The organism is Streptomyces sp. NPDC048516 (genome assembly GCF_043199875.1).
In the GTDB taxonomy this organism is placed as follows: domain Bacteria; phylum Actinomycetota; class Actinomycetes; order Streptomycetales; family Streptomycetaceae; genus Streptomyces.
This window is the reverse complement of the sequence record NZ_JBICWS010000005.1, coordinates 251,982-267,453: the sequence shown is the minus strand read 5'-3', so window position 1 is coordinate 267,453 and position 15,472 is coordinate 251,982. Positions and strand designations below refer to the sequence as shown.

Sequence of the window (15,472 nt, the reverse complement as noted above, 5' to 3'; positions counted from 1 at the left end):
CTCAGGCTCCCGCTCCCGTTCTCGGCAGCCGCTTGCGCCAGTCCAGCGGGGCGACCTCGATGATCCGGTCCGGGTTGCCGTCCCACTGGGCCGGCAGGCCCGCCCCGGTGAGCGCCGCCACCACCGTCCGCCCGACCGCGGTGCGGTCCTCCGCGGAGGCCTCGCCGGTATCCGCATAGACGCCGTAGCGCACGGCCAGCCCATGGCCTTCCGCTGCCGCCTCGGTGTCCTGGAAGTGGAAGAAGACGAAGCCCCGGTCCCCTCCGGCACGTTCGTGCGCTATCTCGCCCACCGCGCAGTTGCTGCAACAGCTGAAGTTCATCCGGGCGGTCAGCCCCTGGGCGTCCAGTGCCCCGAAGGCCCGCTCCACCCGGTCGGCGTCGGTCACCTCGGGCCACTCGGCCTGTTCGCCAAGCCGCTCCTCCCACAGGCCGCCGACGATCCGGCGTGCGTCGTCCAGCGAGACCGGGGGGTCCTCGGGGCCGAAGGCCTCGCAGACGCCCTGCGCGACCTCGTGGAAGTCCCGGAAACCGCCATGGATCTGCTGACGCGCCCGCTGCTCGGCGACGGCACGGGTTTCCGGATCCAGACCGGGCGTGGAGTACAGGTCAGCCCACTGCCAGTCGAGCGCCGTACGCCAGGCCTCCCCGCCGCGCGCCCAGTCCAGGAAGACCTCCACGACCCGCTCGGCGTCGCCGCTCTCCGCGCGGAAGTGCCGCTCCGGCGCGCCGTCGCGGTACTCGACCGTGAACGGCCCCTCGTCGTCCCGCCAGACCTGCACGAAGGCCTGGGCCTCCTCGGGGAACCGCTCGACGACCACGAAATGGTCGTCGTCGGCGCCGATCCGCCGCAGCAGCCCCGTGAGTTCGGCTTCGTCCGGGCGTGATCGGTCCGGGCCGGACTCGGTCTTGACGCTGATCTCAAGCATGACCCCAGCCTGCCAGCAGCCACTGACAAACACCCCCTGAGCCGCCCTCGGAACGACCGTGGGCACGGCGAAGGGGCCGGACCGCACCGGTCCGGCCCCGCACCCGCGGTGGTGAAGACGTCAGATCTGCTCGCGCCGCGCCAGCTCCGTACAGCAGGTGTCCACCATCAGCCGGGTGACCACGTACGGGTCGACGTTGGCGTTCGGGCGCCGGTCCTCGATGTAGCCCTTCTTCTCCACCTCTACCTGCCAGGGGATGCGCACCGAGGCGCCGCGGTCGGAGGCGCCGTAGGAGTACGCGTCCCAGGGGGCGGTCTCGTGCGCGCCGGTCAGCCGGTCCTCGATGCCGGTGCCGTACTGGCGGACGTGCTCCAGCGGCTTGCCGTCCTGGCCCAGCGCCTCGCAGGCGGTGATGATCGGGTCGTAGCCCTCGCGCATGGCGCGGGTGGAGAAGTTGGTGTGCGCGCCCGCGCCGTTCCAGTCGCCCTTGGCCGGCTTGGCGTCCAGCGACGCGGTGACGCCGAACTCCTCCGCCACCCGGTGCAGCAGCCAGCGCGCCACCCACATGTGGTCCGAGACCTCCAGCGGCGGCAGCGCGCCGACCTGGAACTCCCACTGGCCGGGCATGACCTCGGCGTTGATGCCGGACAGGCCCAGACCGGCCGCCAGGCACAGGTCGAGGTGCTTCTCGACGATCTCCCGGCCGAAGATCGCGTCGGCGCCCACGCCGCAGTAGTAGTCGGCCTGCGGGGCCGGGTAGCCGCCGCCCTCGGGGAAGCCGAGCGGACGGTCACCCTTGAGGAAGGTGTACTCCTGCTCGATGCCGAAGATCGGCTCCTGGCCGGCGAACCGCTCCGCCACCGGGCGCAGCAGCGCCCGCGTGTTGGAGGGGTGCGGAGTGAGGTCGGTGTGCAGCACCTCGCACAGCACCAGCAGGTGGTCGCCGCCGCGGATCGGGTCCGGGCAGCTGAACACCGGCTCCAGCACGAGGTCCGAGGAGTGGCCTTCGGCCTGGTTGGTGCTGGAACCGTCGAAGCCCCACCGGGGCAGCTTGCTGCCGTCGGACAGGATCCGGGTCTTGGAACGGAGCTTGGCGGTCGGCTGGGTGCCGTCGATCCAGATGTACTCGGCCTTGATGCTCACGGGGTCCTCTTCACGGTCGGTGCGGGTACGGTGCGGGCGTACCGCCGCACTCTCGCAACGCGCCATTTCTCGTCCGTTGCCCGTTTGTGAACCACAGGTTACCGAGCCGGACATCCAGCCTTTCCTAAGGATTTTCGCCCCGAGAACCTGGGATTCCATGAGTCAATGTGCTCGTCTTCACATCTTTCCGATGTGCCCCAGGCCTCAGGTCCGCCGCTTCAGCGGCCCCTCGGACCCCAGGTGCCTCACCCGGCACGTCGGCTCCTCGCCGCTGGGCCCTCTCCCCGCCGGCGTCCCCCGCCTCCGCGGTACGCCCCGGGCCGCTCAATCCCCGGCCCCGCCCGCCCCCCGCGGGACACTGGCCCCATGACGACCCCACGCATCGGACTCCTCGGCACCGGCCCCTGGGCGCGACGCGTCCATGCCCCCGCCCTCGCCGCCCACCCCGGCGTCGAGTTCACCGGCATCTGGGGGCGCAGGGCGGAGGCCGCCGCGGCGCTGGCCCAGGTCCACCGCACCCGCCCGTACGAGAGCCCCGACGAGCTGTTCGAGGCCTGCGACGCCCTCGCGATCGCCCTGCCGCCGTCCGTCCAGGCCGCGCTGGCACTCCGCGCCGCCGAGGCCGGCTGTCATCTCCTCCTGGACAAGCCGGTGGCCACCACCGTGCCCGAGGCCCGGGCCCTCGCCGCCGCCGCCGACCGGGCGGGTATCGCCTCGGTGGTGTTCTTCACGGCGCGCTTCGGGGCACGGGAAGGCGAGTGGATCGCCGCGCAGGCCGCGGCCGGCGGCTGGTTCACCGCCCATGCCGACTGGCTCGGCTCGGTCTTCGCCGACGACAGCTCCAGCCCGTACGCCGATTCGCCCTGGCGTCGCGAGAAGGGCGGGCTGTGGGACGTCGGCCCGCATGCGCTGTCGGTGCTCCTGCCGGTCCTCGGTGATGCGGAAACGGTCACCGCGGCCCGCGGCCCCGCCGATGCCGTATTGCTGACGATGCGTCACAGCAGTGGCGCGGCCAGTTCGGCGACGCTCGGCCTGACCGCGCCGGCCGCGGCGTCCGGCGTCGAGATCACCCTCCGCGGCACTTCGGGCATCACCTCCCTGCCCCGTCGCCAGGACGGCCCCGACGTGGCCTACCGGCACGCGGTCGACGCCCTGCTGGCCGCCGTCGAGACCGGTCTGCCCAACGCCTGCGACCTCCGCTTCGGCCTCCGGGTCACCGAAATCCTGGCGGCGGCGGAGGAAACTCTCCCGTCCCTCACGCCTGACGGGTCATGACCACTCGTCATGCCTGGCGGGTCATGACCACATGGCGAAATTGGTCGTGGAGGGCATCAGTGAACGTCCGTAGCGTCAAGGCCGTGACCGCTTCGTCACGCTCCCCGTCACCGGACCAAGGGACCCACCGCCATGACGCCCGTCACCGGCTTCACCAGTTACGCCGACGCCCTTCTCGCCGCCCTCGCCCGTGACCCGTCCCGCACCGCGGTGACCGTCGGGGAGGACGGCGAAGAGATCACCGCCGGCGCCCTGCACGCCACCGTCCACCGCATGGCGGCGGTGCTCGCCGCCCGCGGCATCGGCCGCGGCCACACCGTCTGTCTCCTCAGCGGCAACCGCCCCGAGGTGCTTGCCGCCCGCTACGCCGCGGGCCTCCTCGGGGCCCGGGTGGTCTTCCTGTACGACGGCATGGCAGCCGAGACCCTGGCCCGGATCGTCACCAGCGTGGACACCACCCTGCTCCTGGTCGACCCGGCCCTGAACGACACCGGGCGCACGCTGCTCCACCACCTCAGGGGCCCGCTCCCCGAGGTCATGACCCTGGGGGAGGGCGCCGCCGAGCTGGGTGCCGACCTGCTCGCCGCCGGTGCCGCACTCCCCGCCACCCCCGAGGTGCCGAGCGCGGCGCGCCCCGAGGACGACTGGTGCGTCCGGCACACCGGTGGCACCACCGGCATCCCCAAGGGCGTCCGGATGAGGCACGCCCCGTACGCCCGGATGGTGATCCACCAGCGCATGGAGGCCGCCGGCGATCCGCCCCGCTTCCTGGCCTGCACCTCGCTCGCCCACCTCGCGGGCATCCTGGCCGATGCCACGCTCGTGGCCGGCGGCACCGTCGTGCTGCACCGCGCCTTCGACCCCACCGCCGTACTCGCCGCCGTCGCCCGCCACCGCATCACCCACCTCTGGCTGCTGCCCCCGCTCCTCTACCGGCTCCTCGATGACCCCACCCTCCCCACCACCGACCTCAGCTCCCTCACCCGAATCTCCTACGGCGGCTGTGCGGCCTCACCCACCCGGCTGGCGCAGGCCGCCGAGGCCTTCGGGCCGGTGCTGTTCGGGCTGTACGGCCAGGCCGAGGCGATGTCGATCACCGAGGCCCGCCCGGAGGACCACCTGCGCACCGGCCCCGGCGGACGCATCACCGTCGGCCGCGCCCTGCCCGGTGTGACCCTCGCCGTGCGCGACGCGGACGGGCGGGACCTGCCGGCGGGGGAGCGGGGCGAGGTCCATGTGCGCTCCGACGCGGTGATGAACGGCTACTGGAAGCAGCCCGAGGTGACCGCGCAGGTCCTGCGGGAAGACGGCTGGCTGCGCACCGGCGATGTCGGCGTGCTGGACGACGAGGGCCGGCTCTACCTCGTCGACCGGGTCAAGGACCTGATCATCGTCGTGGGCGGGCACGTCCACCCGGCGGAGGTCGAAGACCTGCTGCACACCCATCCCGCGGTCGCCCACTGCGCCGTCTACGGGGTGCGTGGGGCTGACGAGGCCGAAGAGGTGCATGCCGCGGTCGTCCCGGCCCCGGGCCACCGGGTGGACGCCGACGGCCTCCGCGCTTTCGTCACCGAGCACAAGGGCGCCCTGTACGCCCCGGCCGCCGTCCGTGTCCTCGACACCATCCCCCTCACCCCCGTGGGCAAGCCGGACAAGGCACTGCTGCGGGCCACGGCCGCGACCGACGCGACCGCCGCGACGGCCTGACGAACAGCCCTCCGCACGGCTCCTCCACGGGCCCTCGCAAGGCTCCTCCGCAAGCGCCCTCCGCACGGTCCGTTCCGGGCTCCAAATCCCCCCTGGCCAGGGGCTTTTGTCAGTGCCCGGCAGTAGAATGGGAACCAGTCAGTGAGGGTTCATCCACGCTCCAGGAGGTCCGCCGATGGCCGCTGCCACACTCATGACGAAGCCTCTCCCGGCCCACCCACTGCCCAAGAAGCCGCTGCCCGCCGGATGGCCGCGTGAACGGTACGAATCGCACAACCGCCGCCTGAAGGCCATGCGGCTCGCCATAGCCCTGCTCGACACCGGCGTCTACCGCCCCGAGCAGGCCCACAACCGCAAGATCCGCGGCACCGCGGCCGAGATCGGGGTCCACGCCCCGTCCGAGACGACCTGCCGCCTGGTGCGCGCCCTCCTCTACGACCACTGCTGACAGCTCCCCGGCACACCACAGGGCGGCCGGTCCCGGGACTTCCCCGGGGCCGGCCGCCCCTTGCCGTGCCCGCCCGGGCTCACCCGCCCGAGCCACCGTCCGCTGTTCCCCCGCTGCGGCCCTCCGCGGCGGCATCCAGCTCCGTCACCTCCGCCAACGCCTCCTCAAGCCACTCCACCCAGAAGGTCTCCAGGCCGATACCGGCCCGCAGCACCACCCGCCGCAACCGGTCCTCCGGATCCGCCGCGGCCCCGAAATCGCGGTCCTCGATCTCCTGGTACTCCGCCAACTGCCGCCGGTGCAGCGTCAGATGCCGCCGCAGCTCCTCGTCGAGCCCGGCCCGCCCCACCACCGCCGAGGCCCGCAGCCGCAGCAGCAGCGCGTCCCGGATGGGCTTGGGGTCCTGCTCGCCGCCGGCCCACCGGGTCAGCTCGGCCCGTCCCGCGGGCAGCACCTCGAACTCTTTCTTCTGCCCGCGGGACGGTTGCGCGCTCGGCAGCGCCCGGATGAACCCGGCCTGCTCCAGCTTCCCCAGCTCCCGGTAGATCTGCTGGTGCGTGGCCGACCAGAAGTAGCCGATCGACCGGTCGAACCTGCGGGTCAGCGCCAGCCCCGACGACGGCTTCTCCAGCAGGGCGGTGAGGATGGCGTGCGGGAGTGACATGCCGCCATCCTAGGCAGCCGGCGGCAGGTCCCGGCGGCAGGTCACAGCGCCGCCGCCAGCTCCGTCCCCTGCGCGATGGCGCGCTTGGCGTCCAGCTCCGCGGCGACGTCCGCACCGCCGATGAGGTGCACGGCGCGCCCCTCGGCCCGCAGCTCCTCGTACAGATCCCGGCGCGGCTCCTGCCCGGTGCACAGCACGACGGTGTCCACGGGGAGGGTGCCGGCCGTGCCGTCGACGGTGACATGCAGGCCCTCGTCGTCGATCCGGTCGTACGTCGCCCCGGCGACCGTCGTCACGCCGCGGTGCCGCAGCTCCGCACGGTGGATCCAGCCGGTGGTCTTGCCGAGGCCGGCGCCGACCTTCGACGTCTTGCGCTGCAGCAGGTGCACCTGGCGCGGGGACTTGGGGCGCTCGGGCGCCCGCAGGCCGCCGCGCTCGCCGTACTCCGTGTCGACGCCCCAGGCGCGGAAGTAGGTCTCCGGGTCCTGGCTCGCCGCGTCGCCGGCGTCGGTCAGGAACTCCGCGACATCGAAGCCGATGCCCCCGGCCCCGAGGATCGCCACCCGCTCGCCGACCTGCGCGCCGCCGCGCAGCACATCGAGGTAGCTGACCACGCTCGGGTGGTCGACGCCCTCGATCTCCGGGGTGCGCGGGGTGACTCCGGTGGCCACCACGACCTCGTCGTACCCGCCGAGGTCCCCGGCCGCCACGGGGGTGTTCAGCCGGACCTCCACCCCCTGCCGTGCCAGCTGCGTACGGAAGTAGCGCAGGGTCTCCTCGAACTCCTCCTTGCCCGGCACCCGCTTGGCGAGGTTCAGCTGTCCGCCGATCTCGTCCGCGGCGTCGAACAGCGTGACCTCGTGGCCGCGTTCGGCGGCGGAAACGGCACAGGCGAGCCCGGCGGGCCCGGCACCGACCACCGCGAGCCGCTTGCGCCGCCGGGTGGGGGCGAGGACCAGCTCGGTCTCGTGGCACGCCCGCGGGTTGACCAGGCAGGACGTGATCTTCCCGCTGAAGGTGTGGTCGAGGCAGGCCTGGTTGCAGCCGATGCAGGTGTTGATCTCCTCGGCCCGGCCGTCCTGCGCCTTGGCGACGAAGTCCGGGTCGGCGAGGAAGGGCCGGGCCAGCGACACCATGTCGGCGCGCCCGTCGGCCAGCAACTCCTCGGCCACCTCAGGGGTGTTGATGCGGTTGCTGGTCACCAGGGGGATGGTGACCGAGCCCATCAGCCGCTTGGTCACCCAGGTGTAGGCGCCGCGCGGCACCGAGGTCACGATGGTGGGGATACGGGCCTCGTGCCAGCCGATACCGGTGTTGATGATCGTGGCGCCGGCCGCCTCGATCTCCTTGGCGAGCGCCACCACCTCCTCCAGCGTCGAGCCGCCCGGAACGAGGTCCAGCATGGAGAGCCGGTAGATCAGGATGAAGTCCGTGCCGACGCGCTCGCGGGTACGGCGGACGATCTCCAGCGGGAAGCGCACCCGGTTCTCGTACGAGCCGCCCCACCGGTCCGTGCGCTGATTGGTCGCGCCCACGATGAACTCGTTGATCAGATAGCCCTCGGAGCCCATGATCTCGACACCGTCGTACCCGGCGGACTTGGCCAGCTCCGCCGCCCGCACATAGTCCTCGATGGTCTGCTCGACCTCGTCGTCGGTGAGCGCATGGGGCGCAAAGGGGCTGATGGGCGCCTGGATCGCGCTCGGCGCGACCAGATCGGCGTGGTACGCGTACCGCCCGAAGTGCAGGATCTGCATCGCGATCCGGCCGCCCGCGGCGTGCACCGCATCGGTCACGGTCCGGTGCTGCGCCGCCTCCTCCTCGGTGGTGAGCTTGGCCCCGCCGTCGTAGGGCCGTCCCGCCTCGTTCGGCGCGATACCGCCGGTCACCATCAGGCCGACGCCGCCCCGTGCGCGGGCGGCGTAGAAGGCGGCCATCCGGTCGAAGCCGTTCTCGGCCTCCTCCAGGCCGATGTGCATCGACCCCATCAGCACCCGGTTGGGAAGGGTCGTGAACCCGAGGTCGAGCGGGCTCATCAGGTGCGGGTACTGACTCATGGGGGCCTCCTGGCGCGGTGGTCGTGACAGCAGTTGTAGACCAGCCGCCAGCCTTATGCAACAAGTTGCATAAAAGCGTGACGCAGGCGACGCCGGCGCGCCCGCCCGGCACCCTTTCGCGCCACACTCCCCGCCGTGCGCCTCACCGCACTCCCCGTCGTGCCCCTCGCCGCACTCCCCGCCGTGCGCCTCGCCTGCACTGCTCGCCGTGCGCCTCGCCGCACTCCTTGCTGTGCCCCTCACCGCGCGCACCGGCCGCATCGGCGCAGTGTGACGTATCACAGACAACACAGGGGCGCTGTGGGAACTTCAACTGTGCTACTCCTCAATGGAGTTGCCGAAGAGCCGAAGGTGCGGGCCGGACGGCACGCGGACCGCACGGATCGCCTGGTGGGGGCGTCCGGGGCGAGGCCGCGGGCCCGGTGGCGGGCCTCCGGTTCAAGACGGTCTGCCCGTACGTGGAGAGGGTCGCATGAGCACTGTGCAAGCCATCACGCCCGACCAGGTGGTCGACACCGCCCGGTACCCCCTGTCGCAGCTCGACAGTGCCGAAGGACGGGCCGTGATCACCCGTGCCCGGCGCGAACTCTCGGAGACCGGCTGCACCGTGCTGCCGGACTTCATCCGCCCGTCACTCCGCGAGGCGCTGGAACAGGAGTGCGCGGCCTTCGCGCCGCACGCGCACTACGACGTCGAGACCGTCAACGTCTACAACATCGCGGTGGACCGGGCGCTGCCCGAGGGTCACCCCGGCCGCCGGACCTTCCAGCGGGGCAATGCGTTCGTCCCCCGCGACCGCGTCCCCGCGAACTCCCTCATCGGGCGCCTCTACTCCCACACGGCGTTCCAGGACTTCATCGCCCGCTGCTTCGGACTGCCGCAGCTGCACGAGCTGGCGGACCCGCTCTCCGGGCTGGTCCTCAACGTCGTCGCGCCGGGCATGGAGCACCCCTGGCACTTCGACACCAACGAGTTCACGGTCAGCCTGCTCACCCGCCAGGCGCAGGACGGCGGCGTCTTCGAGTACTGCCCGAACATCCGGTCCGCCCAGGACGAGCACTTCGACGACGTCCGCGACGTCCTGGACGGCCGGGGCGAGCGGCTGACCCGGCGCCTCCCCCTGCACCCGGGCGACCTCCAGTTGTTCAAGGGCCGCTATTCGCTCCACCGGGTGAGCCCGGTGCGCGGGGAGCTCGCGCGCCACTCCGCGATCTTCGCCTACAGCGAGCGCCCCGGTGTCATCGGGAGCGTGGCACGGACCCGGCAGCTCTTCGGCCGGGTGCTGCCCGAGCATCTGGCGGCCGAGGGCCGGGCCGTGCGGGGTGACCGGCTGCTGGATTAGCGGCCGGCGAGGACACGCCGTCGCCGTGCACCGCCGCCCGCTCCGCGCTCCCCGCGGCGTCGGACACGGTCGGTAACGGCGCGACCATGGACGAGTGACATCACAGGCCCCCAGGCTCACAGGCCCACAGGTCCCCACGACCGGAATCGAGAGAGCAGAATTGAACACCCGTCAGGAAAGGCCCGCAGTCATGACGACCTTCGCCCACGAGGACAGCCTGCCGCGGGTGCCCCTGCCCACGCTGGAGGCCAGCGCCGAGCGGTTCCTCGCCTGGTGCGCACCGCTGCTGACCGCCGACGAGCTGGCGGCGACCGAGGCGGAGGTGGCCGCCTTCCTCCGGCCCGGCGGCCCCGGCCGGGCACTGCACGCGGCGCTGGAGGAGTACGACGCCACCGAGGGCGTCCACAGCTGGCTCGACACCTTCTGGCCGTACCGCTACCTGGGCCGCCGCGACCGGATCGCCCTCAACGCCAACTTCTTCTTCCTCTTCCAGGACGCCGTACCCCGGCCGTCGCAGGTGGAGCGGGCCGCCGGTCTCATCGCCGGAGCCGTCGACTACAAGCGGCAGCTCGATGCGGAACTCATTCCTCCCGTGGTGCAGCGCGGCGCACCCCAGTCGATGATCCAGAACAAGTACCTGTTCTCCGCCACCCGCATCCCCGGTGCGCAGCAGGACTCCGTCCGCAGCCCCTACACGGCCGCCTGGCCGGGCCCGTCCCGCGCCCGGCACATCGTGGTGTTCTTCCGCGGCAACGCGTTCCGGATGGACGTACTCGGCCCTGACGGTGCCCCGCACAGCCTCGACGACCTCGAAGCGGGGCTGCGCGCCGTACAGAAGGCCGGCGCCGAACCGGCCCCCGAGGGCACCTCGGTGGGCCACCTCACCACCATGGCCCGCGCCGAGTGGGCCGCGGCGCGGGAGTCCCTGCGCGCCGGCCACCCCCGCAACGCGGACGCCCTGGACGACATCGAGACCGCCCTGTTCTGCGTCTGCCTGGAGGACTTCGCCCCCGAGGACACCCAGCAGACCTGCGACCAACTGCTCTACGGCGACCGCGGCAACCGCTGGTTCGACAAGGCCGTTTCCCTGATCGTCTTCGCGGACGGCCGGGCGGGCATCAACGTCGAGCACTGCGAGCTGGACGGCACCACCATCCTCAGCTTCACCGACGCCCTGCTCAGCGCCCCCGCCGAGGAACACTCCCGCCGCTCAGGAGCCCGCCCCCAGGGGCTCCCCACCCTGGAACCGGTCGTCTTCGAGCTGGACGACGCCCTCCGGGACCAGGTGCGCTCCGCCGCCGAGGCGTTCGCGGCGTACGGGGAGAGCACCGCGACCCGCACCGTCTCCTTCGACGACTTCGGCAGCACCACCGCCAAGGCCCTGGGCTCCTCACCGGACGCCTTCGTCCAGCTCGCCTACCAACTGGCCCACCAGCGCGCCAAGGGCCACCTGGGCGCCACCTACGAGTCGATCGCCACCCGCCAGTGGCGGCGCGGCCGCACCGAGGCGATGCGGGTGGTCACCCCGGAGATCCAGGCGTTCGTCGCCGCGATGGAGGACCCGGCGGCCGACGCCGACACCCGTCGGGCCGCCTTCCGGGCCGCCGCCGCGCAGCACGTCGCCCGCGCCAAGGAGTGCCAGGCCGGCGACGCACCCGAGCAGCACCTGTGGGAGCTGGAGCTGATCCAGCGCCGCCGCGGCACGGAACTCGGCGTGACCGAGCAGCCCGCCCTCTACCGGACGCCCGGCTGGCTGACGATGCGCGACGACTACCTGAGCACCAGCTCGGCCCCGTCCGCCAACATCCAGTACTTCGGCTTCGGCTCCACCAGCAGCCGCTGCATCGGCGTCGCCTACGTCCTCCTGCCCGACCGCTTCCACCTCTACCTGAGCACGCCACTGGCCGTGGCCGACCAGATGCACACCTTCGCCGACCGGCTCCGGGAGGCGGTGGCGGAACTCCGCGAGCTGCTGGCGACCGGTCCGGCCGGGGCCTGACACGTCCTCCCCGCCACCGGGGCCCGCCGCCACCGGCCATCCGCCATCGGGCATCCGCCACCGGTCGGCCGCCACGGCGCCGGCCCGGTGGCGGGGAGCGCGCCCATCCCCCTACTTCAGCAACCGCGACATCCGCCGGTCCGCCAGAACCTTGCCCCCGGTCTGACAGGTGGGGCAGTACTGCATCGACGAGTCACTGAACGACACCTCGCGGATCGTGTCCCCGCACACCGGACAGGACTCGCCCTTGCGCCCGTGCACCCGCAGCCCGCTCTTCTTCTCCGCCTTGAGGTCCTTGAGCGCCAGCCCACGCGACCGTTCGACCGCCTCACGGAGCGTGCTGCCGATCGCCTCGTGGATCCGCGCCACCTCCTCCCCGGAGAGCTTGGCGGCCAGCTTGAACGGCGACATCCGCGCCACGTGCAGAATCTCGTCCGAGTAGGCGTTCCCGATTCCGGCGATCACGCTCTGGTCCCGCAGCACCCCCTTGATCTGCCGGCTTTCCCCCGCCAGCAGCCCTGCGAAGGCCTCCGCGGTGAACCCCTCGGAGAGCGGATCGGGCCCGAGCCGCGCAACCCCCGGTACCTCCAGCACCTCCCGCACGACATACACCGCAAGGTGCTTCTGGCTCCCGGCCTCGGTCACCTCGAACCCCGCCCCGTCGTCGGGCTCCCCGAGCCGCACCCGCAAGGCCAACGGCCCCTTACCGGGCCGCGGCGGCGCCTCCGGCAGCCGGTCACTCCACCGCACCCACCCCGCCCGGGCGAGGTGCATGACCAGATGCAGCCCGCCGACCCGAAGATCAAGAAACTTCCCGTGCCGCTTCACCCCCTCGAACGACCGCCCTTCGAGCGCGGTCAGCGGCGGCTCATAGGTCTTCAGCGCATGCACGGCAACCGCATACACCCGCGCGACGGACCGGCCGACCAGCCGCTCACCCAGAAACCGCGACAGCGACTCAACCTCCGGCAATTCAGGCATAACGCCAGTGTGCCTTGGAAGTGCGGTGGACACCGTTCGCGGCGGGTGGAGGTTCGGTGCCGCGAGCGTGACCATGGCGGGGACCGTGGCGGAGTCCTTGGCTGTCACCGTGACCGGCGTTCTTGGCTGTCACCGTGACCGGCGAACCAGATGAACCAGCCGAGCCCGATGACGTCGCAGCCAGTAATGTCCGGTCACCACGGCGAGCAGCGGACCCCAGGCCGTCAGCGGCAGATAGCAGGCGGTCATGATCCAGTACGCGATGCCGTCCGGTGCGTCCGGGTGGCCCATGGCCTGCGGCGCGTTCCAGCCGAGCGCCCCCAGCCCGCCGAAGGCGGTGAGGACGGCAGCCCCCAGCCCGGCCGGGAGCACGGCCACCGCCGTGGGTACCCGCCGGCCACTGAGGAGCGGGATCCAGCGGGGAAAGACCTCGCCCCAGCGCTGCACCAGGCCGAGCGTCAGCAACCCGAGGCCCTCGGCGAACAGGGTCAGAGCGATCATGTAGAGCGAGAACCCGCTGCCGAAGGTCACCGTGGCCATCGCCTCGTCACCGGTGAAGCCGACCGGTATCCCCAGGGCCGCCACGATCCGCCACAGGCCGCTCGGCAGCGGGGCCAACGCGGCGAGGCGCGCGAGCCGGACCACCCAGCGCGGTGGCTCGGTGACGGCCGTGGACTTCGCGGCCGCCACACGGGATGAACCGGATGCGCCCAACCTGCCGGCTGATTCGGCAGCGGCACTCCCTGACGCGCCACCCACCGTCGTCCTCACATATCGCATACCGAACAACCCGCCTTCCAGGACCCGTTGGGGCCGCATCGCCCCGGTGACGCGATCAGCTTCCGAGGCGGGGCGGGTCCGCGGCCATCGGCCAACCGGCAGATCTCCGGGCGCGGGAAGCGGCGGACTGTGCCGATCGGCAGAGGCGGCACCCGTAGCGCGCTCCATAAGCTGGACCGGACGGAGGACACGCCCGCGGGACCGTGGGGAGGACGCGCCCGCGAGACCGAGCGGAGGACGCGCCCGCGAGACCGTGGGGAGGTGCCCGCCGGGCGGGGACCAGGCGGGCCGGGGGAGAGGACCACTGATGGGACTGGCACATGGCCTTGCAGCGGCACGTGCCCGCGCGGGCCGGGGGAGAGGGCGGCGATGAGACATCGCCCTGCGTCGTTACCGTCGGTACGTGCCTGGTCGGGCCGAGCGACCGCGCTCACAGCGGCGCTCCTGCTCACCGCCACCTTCGGAGGGGCCCCGGACACCGCACAGGACTACTCCGGCCCGCTCTTCGCGGCGGCGACGGCGCTCGTCGTGCTGCAGGCGGCCGCTTTCCGGTGGGCGCCGTGCCGGGAGGCGGCCGCGGGCACCGGCCTCGCGGCAGCCGCGCTCATGCTCTGGGCCCAGCCGCTCGTGCCGGCCGCGTCACTCTACGAACGGGTCGGCATAGGGGCGTTCTGGTTCCTGCCCACGCTGGCGGCGGCCGCAGTGGGCGGTTACCCCCGGCTGATGGAACGCCGCGGAGCCCGGGCCGTCCGCGAGGCCCGGCACCGGCAGCAGCTGGAACTCGCCCACGACCTCCATGACTTCGTCGCCCACGACATCAGCGGCATCGTGGCGCAGGCCCAGGCCGCCCGCTTCGTGGCCGACCGGGACCCGGAGCTGGTGGCCGGTGCGCTGGAGCGGATCGAGCGGGCGGGCCTTGCCGCGCTGGCCTCGATCGACCGCACGGTCCACCTGTTGCGGGAGCCGGGCCGCGAGGCCGGCCGCGCGGCCCTCCCCGGCACGGCCCGGCTCACCGAACTCGTCGACAGGTTCGACGCGGCCGGCCGCACCCGGGCCCGTCTCACCGTCACCCCCGCGGCGCAGAGGGCACTCTCCCGCGAGGCCGCCGCCACGATCCAGCGGGTCGTCACCGAAGCCCTGACGAACGTCCGCCGGCACGCCCCCGACGCGGCCGCTGTCGAGGTGACTCTCACCCACGAGGACGAATCCGTCCGCCTGACCATCACCAACGACACCGGCCGCACCCGCAGCCACGCCCGCGACAACGGCGGAACCGGCCTGCTCGCCCTCACCGAACGCGTCCGCGCCCTGAACGGCACCCTCCACACCGCCGGCGACAACGGCACCTGGCGCCTTACCGCGACCCTCCCCGCCCCACTTCCCGCCCCTGGAGACCCGGTATGACGCCGACCCCGACCCGCGTACTGATCGCCGACGACCAGCACGACGTCCGCAGCGGCTTCCGGATGATCCTCGACTCCCAGCCGGACATGACCGTGGTCGGAGAGGCCGCGGACGGCATCCACGCCGTCGACCTCGCCCGCACCCTGCGCCCCGACGTCGTCCTCGCCGACATCCGGATGCCCCGCCTCGACGGCCTGGAGGTCACCCGCCGACTCGCCGCGCACACCCGGGTCGTGGTCGTCACCACCTTCGACCTCGACGACTACGTCCACGCCGCCCTCCGCCACGGCGCCGCCGGCTTCCTGCTGAAACGCTCCGGCCCCACCCTCCTGATCGAGGCGGTACGGGCGGCAATGGCAGGCGACACCCTGATCAGCCCCCAAATCACCGTCCGTCTCCTACGCCACCTCACCCCACCGGCCACCGCCACCCCGGCCCCGGGCCCACTCACCACCCGCGAACGCGAAATCGCCCGCCTGGCATCCCACGGCCTGACAAACGCAGAAATCGCCGCCCGACTGGTCATCACCCCCGGCACAGTGAAGACCCACCTCGCCAACGTCCAAGCCAAGCTGGGCGTCCGCAACCGCGTAGGAATCGCCGCCTGGTCCTGGCAATCAGGCCTCGCAACTCCAGGGACCCTCCCGGCGCAACCACCACACCCCGCACCACCGGCCCGGCCTGACACCTCGTGAGCCCCAACGGCGAAGGCCGCCACCCCAAAGACTGGGCGGCGGCCTTCGC

General features: G+C 72.5%; 13 protein-coding genes. 7 read left to right on the top strand and 6 right to left on the bottom strand.

Annotation, left to right across the window (positions count from 1 at the left end; translation table 11 throughout):
• Nucleotide 1: 1 nt before the first annotated feature.
• Both ACGFR7_RS12910 and glnII read right to left on the bottom strand, forming a co-directional pair.
• Nucleotides 2-928, bottom strand: coding sequence for a DUF6891 domain-containing protein (locus ACGFR7_RS12910; RefSeq protein WP_393317122.1), 927 nt, complete (start codon nucleotides 926-928; stop codon nucleotides 2-4).
• Between the two features lie 120 nt (nucleotides 929-1,048).
• Nucleotides 1,049-2,071: a glutamine synthetase gene (gene glnII / locus ACGFR7_RS12905; RefSeq protein ID WP_393317119.1), complete on the bottom strand. Its 1,023-nt coding sequence runs from the start codon at nucleotides 2,069-2,071 to the stop codon at nucleotides 1,049-1,051.
• Nucleotides 2,072-2,437: 366 nt separating this feature from the next.
• Between glnII and ACGFR7_RS12900 the strand changes: the two genes are divergently transcribed.
• The 3 genes from ACGFR7_RS12900 to ACGFR7_RS12890 all read left to right on the top strand — a co-directional run bounded on the left by ACGFR7_RS12900 (nucleotide 2,438) and on the right by ACGFR7_RS12890 (nucleotide 5,501).
• A complete protein-coding gene (locus ACGFR7_RS12900) occupies nucleotides 2,438-3,346 on the top strand; it encodes a Gfo/Idh/MocA family protein (RefSeq protein ID WP_393317116.1) in 909 nt (302 codons plus the stop codon).
• Between the two features lie 132 nt (nucleotides 3,347-3,478).
• Nucleotides 3,479-5,053 carry an AMP-binding protein gene (locus ACGFR7_RS12895; RefSeq protein WP_393317113.1) on the top strand — a complete coding sequence of 525 codons (1,575 nt, stop codon included), beginning with the start codon at nucleotides 3,479-3,481 and terminating at the stop codon, nucleotides 5,051-5,053.
• Between the two features lie 175 nt (nucleotides 5,054-5,228).
• Nucleotides 5,229-5,501 (top strand): hypothetical protein, encoded by a 273-nt coding sequence (locus ACGFR7_RS12890; protein WP_393317110.1) that lies wholly within the window; start codon nucleotides 5,229-5,231, stop codon nucleotides 5,499-5,501.
• 79 nt (nucleotides 5,502-5,580) lie between these two features.
• Here the strand turns inward: ACGFR7_RS12890 and ACGFR7_RS12885 are convergent, their stop codons facing one another.
• Both ACGFR7_RS12885 and ACGFR7_RS12880 read right to left on the bottom strand, forming a co-directional pair.
• Nucleotides 5,581-6,165 carry a PadR family transcriptional regulator gene (locus ACGFR7_RS12885; protein ID WP_393317107.1) on the bottom strand — a complete coding sequence of 195 codons (585 nt, stop codon included), beginning with the start codon at nucleotides 6,163-6,165 and terminating at the stop codon, nucleotides 5,581-5,583.
• 41 nt (nucleotides 6,166-6,206) lie between these two features.
• Complete coding sequence (locus ACGFR7_RS12880) at nucleotides 6,207-8,222, bottom strand: FAD-dependent oxidoreductase (protein WP_393317104.1); 2,016 nt, start codon at nucleotides 8,220-8,222, stop codon at nucleotides 6,207-6,209.
• Nucleotides 8,223-8,694: 472 nt separating this feature from the next.
• Between ACGFR7_RS12880 and ACGFR7_RS12875 the strand changes: the two genes are divergently transcribed.
• Together ACGFR7_RS12875 and ACGFR7_RS12870 are read left to right on the top strand one after the other, a co-directional pair.
• On the top strand, nucleotides 8,695-9,564 hold the full coding sequence (locus ACGFR7_RS12875; RefSeq protein WP_393317101.1) for an arpA protein: 870 nt from the start codon (nucleotides 8,695-8,697) through the stop codon (nucleotides 9,562-9,564).
• 190 nt (nucleotides 9,565-9,754) lie between these two features.
• On the top strand, nucleotides 9,755-11,563 hold the full coding sequence (locus ACGFR7_RS12870; RefSeq protein ID WP_393317098.1) for a choline/carnitine O-acyltransferase: 1,809 nt from the start codon (nucleotides 9,755-9,757) through the stop codon (nucleotides 11,561-11,563).
• 111 nt (nucleotides 11,564-11,674) lie between these two features.
• Here ACGFR7_RS12870 and ACGFR7_RS12865 read toward each other — a convergent pair whose 3' ends face one another.
• Together ACGFR7_RS12865 and ACGFR7_RS12860 are read right to left on the bottom strand one after the other, a co-directional pair.
• Entirely contained in the window at nucleotides 11,675-12,544 is an 870-nt protein-coding gene (locus ACGFR7_RS12865; RefSeq protein WP_393317095.1) for an Fpg/Nei family DNA glycosylase, read from the bottom strand.
• Nucleotides 12,545-12,673: 129 nt separating this feature from the next.
• The gene (locus ACGFR7_RS12860) at nucleotides 12,674-13,234 is read right to left on the bottom strand and encodes a hypothetical protein (RefSeq protein WP_393317093.1); all 561 of its coding nucleotides are present in this window, start codon (nucleotides 13,232-13,234) and stop codon (nucleotides 12,674-12,676) included.
• Between the two features lie 459 nt (nucleotides 13,235-13,693).
• Here ACGFR7_RS12860 and ACGFR7_RS12855 point away from each other — a divergent pair, with 459 nt between their 5' ends.
• Both ACGFR7_RS12855 and ACGFR7_RS12850 read left to right on the top strand, forming a co-directional pair.
• A complete protein-coding gene (locus tag ACGFR7_RS12855; protein WP_393317090.1) occupies nucleotides 13,694-14,728 on the top strand; it encodes a sensor histidine kinase in 1,035 nt (344 codons plus the stop codon).
• Nucleotides 14,725-15,423 carry a response regulator gene (locus ACGFR7_RS12850; RefSeq protein WP_393317088.1) on the top strand — a complete coding sequence of 233 codons (699 nt, stop codon included), beginning with the start codon at nucleotides 14,725-14,727 and terminating at the stop codon, nucleotides 15,421-15,423. Before ACGFR7_RS12855 ends, ACGFR7_RS12850 begins: the two co-directional genes overlap by 4 nt.
• Nucleotides 15,424-15,472 lie beyond the last annotated feature (49 nt).